At 66.0% G+C, this 943-nt stretch carries 1 protein-coding gene and 1 pseudogene; both read left to right on the plus strand.

What is annotated here, in order from left to right:
• Positions 1–433 (plus strand): annotated as a pseudogene (locus ACE04F_RS06840) (polynucleotide adenylyltransferase PcnB); the annotation flags it as partial.
• 3 nt (positions 434–436) lie between these two features.
• Complete coding sequence (folK, locus tag ACE04F_RS06845) at positions 437–922, plus strand: 2-amino-4-hydroxy-6-hydroxymethyldihydropteridine diphosphokinase (protein WP_486105544.1); 486 nt, start codon at positions 437–439, stop codon at positions 920–922.
• Positions 923–943 lie beyond the last annotated feature (21 nt).

Here is a 943-nt window from a genome sequence, read left to right on the forward strand (position 1 = left end):
CGCCCGGGTCCTGCGCTTGCAGGAACGCGGCATGCCGCCGATCCCGGCGATGCAGGAAGCCGCCCACGAGCTGATCGCCGAGCAATGCCAGCGCATCGCCATTCCAAAACGCTTCACGATGCCGATCCGCGAGATCTGGGACATGCAAGAGCGCCTGCCGCGGCGCAGCGGCAAACGCGCCGATCTGCTGCTGGACAACCCGCGTTTCCGCGCCGGTTACGATTTCCTGCTGCTGCGCGAAAGCGCCGGCGAACAGACCGATGGCCTGGGCGAATGGTGGACCGATTATCAGGACGCCAACGACAGTGAGCGCCGCGACATGATTCGCGAACTGAGCGGCAAGGATGATGGCGCCAGCGGCCCGCGCAAACGCCGCCGCAGCAGTGGCGCCAAGCGCAAACGTACCGGTGTACCAAGCGCCTCGGGCGAGTGATCGATGGAACGCATCTACATCGGCATGGGCAGCAACCTGGCCGAGCCCGCCGAACAATTGCGCAGCGCCATCGAGGCCCTGGGGCGACTGCCCGAAACTCGGCTGGCGGGTGTCTCCGCGTTTTATCAAAGCGACTCGCTGCTCCCCGGCCAGCCGCGCTACACCAACGCAGTGGCGGCGCTGGACAGCAGCCTCACACCGCTGGACTTGCTTGATGCACTACAGGCCATCGAAACCGGCCAGGGTCGCGAGCGCCTCGAGCGCTGGGGCCCGCGCACCCTGGACCTGGACATCCTGCTGTTCGGTGACCGCCTGATCGACGAGCCACGCCTCAAAATCCCTCATTACCATATGCAGGCCCGAGCTTTTGTGCTGTATCCGTTGGCCGAACTCGCGCCCGCTGACCTGCGCCTGGCCGATGGGCGCTTGCTCAAGGACCTCCTCGCGGCATGCCCCTTCGTCGGCCTGGAACGCTTGCCTGCGAACTGACACCAATCCCCTGTGGGAGCG

Source organism: Pseudomonas sp. AGC41 (assembly GCF_057334555.1).